Source organism: Streptomyces sp. NPDC057939 (assembly GCF_042887545.1).
Lineage (GTDB): Bacteria > Actinomycetota > Actinomycetes > Streptomycetales > Streptomycetaceae > Streptomyces.
In genome coordinates, this window is record NZ_JBHVPG010000007.1 from 247,085 (window position 1) to 253,084 (window position 6,000).

Annotated in this window: 8 protein-coding genes and 2 pseudogenes; 3 read left to right on the plus strand and 7 right to left on the minus strand. The window is 68.6% G+C overall.

Annotation, left to right across the window (positions count from 1 at the left end; genetic code table 11):
- Nucleotides 1–290 precede the first annotated feature (290 nt).
- Both ACFVS6_RS11730 and ACFVS6_RS11735 read right to left on the minus strand, forming a co-directional pair.
- On the minus strand, nucleotides 291–473 hold the full coding sequence (locus tag ACFVS6_RS11730; protein WP_389702915.1) for a hypothetical protein: 183 nt from the start codon (nucleotides 471–473) through the stop codon (nucleotides 291–293).
- A 29-nt stretch (nucleotides 474–502) separates the two neighbouring features.
- Nucleotides 503–661: pseudogene (locus ACFVS6_RS11735) on the minus strand (hypothetical protein); the annotation flags it as partial.
- A 219-nt stretch (nucleotides 662–880) separates the two neighbouring features.
- Here ACFVS6_RS11735 and ACFVS6_RS11740 point away from each other — a divergent pair.
- On the plus strand, nucleotides 881–1,207 hold the full coding sequence (locus tag ACFVS6_RS11740; protein WP_389702917.1) for a hypothetical protein: 327 nt from the start codon (nucleotides 881–883) through the stop codon (nucleotides 1,205–1,207).
- Between the two features lie 261 nt (nucleotides 1,208–1,468).
- Nucleotides 1,469–1,848, plus strand: a pseudogene (locus tag ACFVS6_RS11745) (transposase); the annotation flags it as partial.
- Here the strand turns inward: ACFVS6_RS11745 and ACFVS6_RS11750 are convergent.
- The 5 genes from ACFVS6_RS11750 to ACFVS6_RS11770 form a co-directional block, all read right to left on the minus strand.
- On the minus strand, nucleotides 1,832–2,509 hold the full coding sequence (locus ACFVS6_RS11750; RefSeq protein WP_389702919.1) for a TIGR03086 family metal-binding protein: 678 nt from the start codon (nucleotides 2,507–2,509) through the stop codon (nucleotides 1,832–1,834). The pseudogene ACFVS6_RS11745 and the gene ACFVS6_RS11750 overlap by 17 nt on opposite strands.
- Complete coding sequence (locus ACFVS6_RS11755; RefSeq protein WP_389702921.1) at nucleotides 2,395–2,991, minus strand: TetR/AcrR family transcriptional regulator; 597 nt, start codon at nucleotides 2,989–2,991, stop codon at nucleotides 2,395–2,397. Before ACFVS6_RS11755 ends, ACFVS6_RS11750 begins: the two co-directional genes overlap by 115 nt.
- A 100-nt stretch (nucleotides 2,992–3,091) precedes the next feature.
- Entirely contained in the window at nucleotides 3,092–3,592 is a 501-nt protein-coding gene (locus ACFVS6_RS11760) for a DUF3291 domain-containing protein (protein WP_389702923.1), read from the minus strand.
- A gap of 32 nt (nucleotides 3,593–3,624) precedes the next feature.
- The gene (locus tag ACFVS6_RS11765) at nucleotides 3,625–4,332 is read right to left on the minus strand and encodes a helix-turn-helix transcriptional regulator (RefSeq protein ID WP_389702924.1); all 708 of its coding nucleotides are present in this window, start codon (nucleotides 4,330–4,332) and stop codon (nucleotides 3,625–3,627) included.
- A 46-nt stretch (nucleotides 4,333–4,378) separates the two neighbouring features.
- Nucleotides 4,379–4,912 (minus strand): hypothetical protein, encoded by a 534-nt coding sequence (locus tag ACFVS6_RS11770; protein WP_389702926.1) that lies wholly within the window; start codon nucleotides 4,910–4,912, stop codon nucleotides 4,379–4,381.
- On the opposite strand from ACFVS6_RS11770, the gene ACFVS6_RS11775 reads away from it, so the two are divergent.
- Nucleotides 4,911–5,771, plus strand: coding sequence for a hypothetical protein (locus tag ACFVS6_RS11775; protein ID WP_389702927.1), 861 nt, complete (start codon nucleotides 4,911–4,913; stop codon nucleotides 5,769–5,771). The two genes, ACFVS6_RS11770 and ACFVS6_RS11775, sit on opposite strands and share 2 nt — an antisense overlap.
- Nucleotides 5,772–6,000: the final 229 nt, after the last annotated feature.

Genomic DNA, 6,000 nt, shown 5'->3' on the forward strand with positions numbered 1-6,000 from the left:
GCCATCGGGTCACGGAGGAGGCGGCCGAAATATGAGCCGGCGGTGGCACCGCCACCCGGGACGGTGGGACCGTGGCCGGTACGCGGTTCGGCATGGCGTGCCGGCTCGTACCCGCACGCGTATGAACCCGTAGCGTCATCGATGCATCCGGGGCCAAGTCCTCGCACCGCACGATGTATTGCGCCCTCCGGTCATCGACCGTCGCGCAATGGCTGCCCGGCAACTTACCCCGGACCGGATCGCTTGGATCACCGAGTCAGGCTCGACTCCACTTGGCTGCCGCGTCGGCCTCAGATGCTGCGGAAGGGTTCGGGGTAGATGAGTTCGCCTTGTACGGAGGGATCGTAGGCGGCCAGGGAGCGGATCTGGAACAGGTGCTCCCAGGCCGGATCCTCGCCGACGATGCCGAAGTCGATGCTCGGGCGGAAGCCGAACCGTCCGTAGAAGTCGGGGGCACCGCGGACAACGACCATCGGGGCGTCGAGCCGTCAGCCGCGGCCAGCGTGGCGTGGATCAGGGCGGTTCCGAAGCCGCAGCGGCGGTGGTCACCGTCAACACCGAGCAGGCCGAGGATGGGGACTGGGGCGGCGCCGATTCGACCCCGGGTGGACAGGGCCTGGCCGATGATCGCGCCCGTCCACGCCCTCAGCCACCAGCGAGAGGGCCGGTATCCGGTCGTCGCTCTTCTGCGATGCGTCCCGCAGAATCACCTCCACAGGCTCCTCCTCGTGTGGTTTGCAGGAGGAGGCGATGGTTACCACTTGGACAGCGGAGGGCTAAGCCCTGTCCGGTCATCCCCATACGGATCTGTCCAGCGGCCTGACACACGACAGCCATGCAGGGTTGCCCGGCCGGCCTGGGCACCGTGCATAGTGTGCTCATGGACCAATTCGCACGTCAGGGCCGCCTCGAATGGTGGGCCAATGACTCGATTTGTCTTGAGATGTACGACATCGACATCACCGTCGCTGTCGATGCGGTCGGCCAGTGGCGGGCAGCCGGTCGGCATGCCAACGCCCTTGACACGACCCAACGCGAGGGCTGGGACTTCCTCATGGAGATGGATCCCCACTTCTCCATTGCGTTTCCAGGCGAGGATCGCGGAGGGATCATGGTGCGAGCCGTCGAGGCAGAGGATGGAACCCTCACGCTCACGGAGACACCGGACTGGGACGGCTCCGCGAACGTCACCTTCGACCTCACCTGAGTGCAACTCGCAAGGGCAGGAGACCGACTTCGCTTGCCTGCTTCTGAACGGTCGGTAAGGTGTGGCACGCCGGAGTCGGTAGCGCGGTCGAGATGCCGCGATCCACACCGATCCTGAAGGAACTCACCCATTTCAAGCCTGGGCTCACTGAGGACGACAGCCCGCAGCTTTGGTATCGGCTGCACCGGATGGCTCAGCTCATCGTGGGTCACAACACCCCGCCAACAGAAGCTGCCTCCGGATGCGTGTCGCTTTGATGGCTTGGTCGGTTGGTCGAAGGCGCCTGTCCGATTGGTGATCACCGATGCGGCGTGGGAACGGATCGAGCCGTTGGCGCCGGCTCGTCCGGTCCGTGGACACCGATGGGCAGACCATCGCCACACCCTTGAGGCCATCGCGGGGAACCACCGCACCAACTCACCTTGGTGGAACTGCCCGACGAGCTCGGCCATGGCATGTGGGAACAGACCCTGGAGTCCGTCCTGGCCGCAGCGGACGCCGCCGACGATATCGGCTGCACCGTATCGGTCGAATCCGCCGTCGTCCGGGCCCATCAGCATTCCACCGAAGTACTCAAAACGGAGCGCGGACCTGTGCCGGAGCCGACCGAGGCCGGTTGCTGCCTCAGGGCGCGCTCCGGCCCAGGAGCGCCAGCAGTTGCTGCTCGGGAGTTGCGGCTCCGGAGGTGGACAGGGCGGGTGCGTACATTCCGGTGGTCGCGAACCGGTCCGCCACGGGCGCAATCGCCGTGAGAGTCGCCGCGACCGCCTCTGCGTCGAGTGACACGTCGATGCCTGCGGCTTGCGCGAGGTCCCAGGTGTGGATGAGCGGCTCGATGACGGCGTTGGCAAGTACCCAATCGACCGTCACTTCGCCGTGATGTGACGCGACTCGACGGTTCGGGTCGGTGGTGGCGGTCAACAGTTGCCGCATCGCCTGGACGGTGTCCGCCCAGGCGGTCGCGGGCCGGCCTGTGACGGCTCCGGCCGGGTCGGTCCTCGGCTCGCGCGGCCCCTGCCCGGACAGCAGGGAGGCGATCTGCCGCTGGCCGTCGATGATGTGGCCCAGAACGTGTAAGCAGGTCCAACCCTCACAAGGGGACGGGTTGCTCCAGCGATCCATCGGCACGCGATCGACGGTATCCGTCGTTGTGGTGAGTACGCGTAAGTATTGCGTCACGGTCCCGTTCATCGCGGGTCCTCCGATCCTTGGGCGGACAACAGGGGGTGCAGGGCGTTCCATGCGGCCAGGGACAGCGCGCCCGCCGCGCTGCCGGGCGGTTCGGAGCCGGTGATCAGCCATCTACGTGTGTACTCGTGGGCCGGCCCGATCCATACGGCGATGACGACGCCGAGGGAGGGCTCCTCGTCCCAACCGTGCCCCCGCAGCCACTCGGTGACGGTGCGGAAGAAGTCCCGGCTGCTCTCCGCGATCCTCGGGGCATCCCGAGGTGTGAACCAGGCGGGCGGGGTCGACAGGAACGCCGCAAGCTGCGGGTTGTCCTGCACCCATGTCAGGTGGCGACGTACGACACCCTCGATGCCGGCTCGCAGCCCGGTGTGCGGGGTCAGGACGGCCAGTAGCTCGGTCTGGTGTTGTTCGAGCCCTTGGAGATGGACCGCTTCGGCCAGGTCCTGCTTGGTGCGGAAATGGTGGAAGAAGCTTCCGTTGCTGACTTCAGCCCGCTTCCGGACCTGCTCGACCGTCGTGCCCTGCACTCCGTTCTCGAGGAAGCAGCTCAGGGCTGCGGCCAGGATCCGCTGATGGGTGTCGGGACTCGACATGGCGCCAGAGTAGCGCTCTGGAGCATCACTCCACCGGCGAGATCCGGACACGTTCCGGCGTCGGGCCCCGGTGGCGCAGTGCGCGTGTCGGGCGGAGGGTTCAGGCGGGGCCGGTGGGCTGGAGGTGTGGGGCGGCCTCGGCCACGGTGTAGGAGGAGGTGAAGGTGAACGCGCTTGGGGACGGGCCGTGTTCCCGCAGGTCCGCCAGCCGCTCCAATGCCTCCTCGACGGTCGGGATGTGGCCGGCGGGGATCCACCAGAGGACCAGGTGCGGCTCGACGTGTCGCGCGAACCACTCGCGGCGACGTCGCATCGCCTCCAGGTGCCCGCTCCGGTAGGTGAAGTCCCACAGGGACTCCTGGGTCTCCCACACGGACATGTTGACGATGACGTCCACTCCCGCCGGGCGCAGTTCGGTGGCGTCCTTCGCTCCCTCCTCCACGAGCCGCCACACGAATCCGGGCGTGCCGTCGGCGACCGAGTTGAGGGGTTCGAGCATCTCGACGAACGGCGCCATGCGCGGGTCGTCCAACGGGTGGAGGAGCGTGGCGACGTTGAGGAGGGCGAGGTGCGGGGCGCGGCCGTGCCGGGATGAGGTCATGGCCTCATCCCAACACGCCCCGCATTTCTATGTCAATGAATATTGTTTTTAGAATCCTCGACCACCACGCAGCACTCCCCCGGTCGGGCCTCCATGCGGGCACGGACCGCGCCGTCCGTGCCGAGCAGCCCCTCCAGCAGGGCGAGGTTCATGCCGCAGACCAGGGGCGGAAAGCTTTCGGCGACGGCATGGAAAGGGCAGTTGCGCATGCGGACGACGGGCGCACCCTCTTCGGCACCCCCCTCGCCCCCGGCCGCGCCCCGGGCGCCTTCGGCGGCCTCCAGGTGCGGTTCGTACCCCCGGGCGGCCAGAATCGCCATGGCTTCTTCGAGGCCCCCACAGGACGCGGTCGCGCCGCGCAGGGCCTCGCCCCGACGGCGGGCGGCCGCGCGGAGCCCGTCGTCCAGTCCCGCCTGCTCGGCGGCCTCGGCCAGCAGCTCGGCGGCGGTGAGGTAGTCGCGGGCGGGCAGCGACACCGACCACTCGACCCGCGCCCGCGTGTACACCTTGGCGGGGCGGCCCGCACCCGGTCCCGAGCGGCCCGTCAGCCGGCGGCTGCCGCTCTCCAGCAGTCCGGCGTCGGCCAGTTTGTCGAGGTGGTGCGCGGCGAGCGTGCGCGCCACCCCGGCCGCCTCGGCGGCCTCGTTGCGGCCGACCTCACGGCCCTGCGCCACCACGTACTCGTACAGACGGCGCCGCACCGGGTCCTGCAACACTGCGATCGCATCGATGTCCTCCACCCGGCCATTCTAAGAACAACTCAGGTTGGACATAGATCGACCCGGCTCACGGGCCGAGGACCATTCCGCCGATCGCAAGGGCGCACACGGTGAACGACGTGAACGCCATCCACTGGGCGGTCCTCACGTAGCCCGCGCGTTCCCGCCGTTCCTTGCGGACTTCCTTCATGGTCCCCATCTGCACCCGGTTCACGAGCCGTGGGTGGTGGACGAGCGGGTACGTGTTGCCCAGCACATGGACGGGGGAGACCTTCATTCCCGTCCGGTACCGCCCCTCGTCCCCGTTCGGCCCTCGAAACGTGTACTCGACGCTCACGGTCCCCGTGTCGCGGATCGGCTGCAGGTACGTGAGGTGAGCCTGTGCCTCCAGGCCGATCTCCTCCAACTCCTTCGCCCGCTTCAGATTGTCCCGCTCACCCTGCATCCACAGCAGGGCGAAGACGAACACCAGGACGGACAGAGCGACGAAGCCCATGAGCACCAGGTTGACCATGTCCGGACGGTACGACAACACACGACCCACCCGGAAGCCCCACACCCCCTTCACCAGGCTGTGGTCCGCCTTTACGATCACGCCCATGTCGATCACTTCGCCCATACCTGTCCTTCAAGGGGACCAAGGCATCGAACTTCGCTCCGAAGGACCGGAGTTGCTGCTGCGCCGCCCCGAGGACGAGGTGCGCATTCCGCTCGCGGCGATCGCGAGGGTCCACGCCGAGGGGCGGGTGGTCGCCGTCGAGTTGACGGCGGAAGCGGGTGCCGAGCCGGTCCTGTACCGGATCGAGAACGTGAGCCGGGCCGCGGGCGGCGCCTTCGCCGACGCGGTGAACGGCACACTTCCCGAGCGCGCGGCCGGGGAGGAGACGATCGACGGCTCCACGCTCGTCACCGTCCGGAGGCTGAGGCACGCCGACGGCGACTGTGACGGAGGGGACGAGGAGGACGAGGAGGTCAGGGGGCGGCGTTGGACGCACTACAAGTGGGCCACGTGCGTCGTCGGTGCCGCGCTCGTCGCGTTCTCCGTGGTCGTCGCATTCGCCGGGGAGGACGTGGGTCGGGCGGTCGCGGTACTGCTGGTCGGCGCCGTCGGTGCGATGTTCACCCTCGCGGTCGCCAGCACGCTGGGGTTCGCCTGGGACAACTGGTACCTGCCGCGCCACGGCATCACGGTCGAGGCGCAGCCGGCCTGGATCGGCGGCCGGGCCACCCACGCGTACACGGACACCAGCGGCAATACACACCCCTACGACGGATCGTCGTCCGACGCGGGCGGGGCTACGCGGGTCGCGTACCACCCGCGGAGGCCGAACCAAGCGGTCCGGTGCGAAGGCCGGGGTCGTCAGGTCAAGGACCTGTCAGTCTCCCTGATCGTCTTCTGCGTCGCCGCGCCCGTCGTCTACGGCTCGATTGCCCTGGCCCTCCCCGCCTTCGACCGTTAGGACCGCTCCTCGCACCGGAACGGACACGGTGAGTGCGCCTCGGTGCGCCTCGGTGCGCTTGGTGGGCTGCGGTCGGCTGCGGTCGGCGCGGCATCCCGCCGGGATCGACAGGTGCGACCGGGACCTGTGGCGGTGTGCGGTGGGGCGGCCGGCAGTCGGCAGTCGGCGGTCGGCAGTCGGCGGTCGGCAGTCGTGGCGCACCGGCTGCCCCTGGTGTCCGGGGCAGCCG